This window comes from Streptomyces sp. ActVer (assembly GCF_027270795.1).
GTDB classification, from domain to species: domain Bacteria; phylum Actinomycetota; class Actinomycetes; order Streptomycetales; family Streptomycetaceae; genus Streptomyces; species Streptomyces umbrinus_A.
Genome location: NZ_JAPWHT010000904.1, coordinates 1 through 1,268, shown reverse-complemented (window position 1 = coordinate 1,268; position 1,268 = coordinate 1). Strand labels below are relative to the sequence as shown.

Here is a 1,268-nt window from a genome sequence, read left to right as displayed (position 1 = left end):
TGGCGCTCGGCGACGTCCTGGCCGGCGGGTCGTCGGCCGCCGCGGTCGCCGCCCCGGCCGCCGGGGCGCTCACGCTGGGCATGGGGCCCGCCGAGTGGCTGCTCTACCGGTTCCGCAGCGGAAGCCTCGCCGGACTGCGCTCCAGCAGCACCTCACGCGAATTCTGGCGGACCACCGCGGGCACCCTCGTCAAATGCCTCAGCGCCTACCTCGCCGCGCTGTTCCTGCTGAGCCTCGCCACGGCCGCGCTCTGGCCGCACGCGCCCGGCCTCGACGGCGTACGGCTCACCGCCCTGCTGCTCCTCGGCGTCGTCCTCTGGACCGGCCTGCTGCTCCAGTCGTTCGGCGCGGTCCTGAGCGCCGCCGTGGTCTGCTGCGCCGCGGGGCTCGCCCAAGCAGGGGCGCTCCTTGCGGACGGGGTGAGCCCGCACCTGGTCGGCCTCGTCGTGTACGGCGGCGCTGCCGCGGTGCTGGCGACCCTGGTCTGCTGGCAACTGGGAAGGGCGACGGCCCACAGATGAGCACCCTTCTGGTTCCGTACTACGAGCATCCGTCCGACCGCCCCGCCGAATGGGAGGCGATCGTCGAGGCCGCGCCCCGCCTCTACGGGGTCGTGCTGAACCCGTCCAGCGGGCCCGGCGAACGCCCCGACCCGGCCTTCGCCGAAGTCGCCGAGCGGCTGCGGGGGAGGGACGTCCGGGTGCTCGGGTACGCCGACACCGACTACGGCCGCAGGCCGCGCGCGGAGGTCGTCCGGGACCTCACGCGGTACCGCGACTGGTACGGCGTGGACGGCGCCTTCCTCGACCAAGTCACCTCGGGGCTGGGCGACTTCGGCTACTACCAGCGGCTCGCCACGGCCGCGTGGGGGGCGGGGTGCACCACCCTCGCCCTCAATCACGGGGCGCCGCCGCATCCCGCGTACGCCCGCCTCGCCGATGTCCTCGTCACGTTCGAGGGCACGTGGGAGACCTACCGCAGCCTCCGTCCGGCCCCCTTCGCGGTCGGCCGCACTCGCCAGTGCCACCTGGTCCACGGTGTCCCGCCGGGCGCCCCCGTGGGCGAGCTGGCCCGTGCGCGCGGTGCCACGGTCCACTGCGCGGTCCCGGGCGAGGGGGCTCACCCATGGGGCACGCTGCCGCATGCCTTGCAGGCGGGCTGAGTTCTTCGTCTGCGGGCCCGGTGGGGGCTGGTCGCGCAGCTCCCCGCGCCCCTTAAAAGCAGGGGCTACCGCCCCCTAAAGACGAAAGGCCGGGGCGGCAGCCCCT

General features: G+C 74.8%; 1 protein-coding gene and 1 pseudogene. Both read left to right on the top strand.

The genetic code is table 11. The features are described from left to right. Positions 1 to 521, top strand: a pseudogene (locus tag O3Q52_RS53215) (hypothetical protein); the annotation flags it as partial. Further along, positions 518 to 1,162, top strand: coding sequence for a spherulation-specific family 4 protein (locus tag O3Q52_RS53210; protein WP_269655563.1), 645 nt, complete (start codon positions 518 to 520; stop codon positions 1,160 to 1,162). The pseudogene O3Q52_RS53215 and the gene O3Q52_RS53210, both read left to right, overlap by 4 nt. Positions 1,163 to 1,268 lie beyond the last annotated feature (106 nt).